The 308-nt window shown below is 59.7% G+C and carries 1 protein-coding gene; it reads right to left on the bottom strand.

What is annotated here, in order from left to right; all coding sequences use genetic code 11:
* On the bottom strand, positions 1-308 hold a 308-nt coding region (locus tag ACV229_RS40850), incomplete at both ends, for a hypothetical protein (protein WP_448088699.1).

Here is a 308-nt window from a genome sequence, read left to right on the forward strand (position 1 = left end):
GTCGAATACGTCACCGTCTGCGGCGTCTTGTACGGTCCTGACCATGTTGCATACGAGCACACGCCCTGCACGGCGTTGCCGGTCGCGCAACCGATGAACTGCTGTCGCTTGGTTTCGTGCTTGGTCGTCGTACTGGTCGTTTCGGTCGTGACAGTCGGTGCGGGGCGCGTATTGGTGAACGTGCCGGCCGCGAGCTCGACATTGTCTTGCGCCTCGATCGTGGATTGGTCGTTCAGCACGTTTTGCGTGCGATTGGCGAGCAATCCGTTTGCATCCCGTTGACCGTTTGCTGCGATATTGACGTCGCC

It is taken from the genome of Burkholderia sp. MR1-5-21, assembly GCF_053427715.1.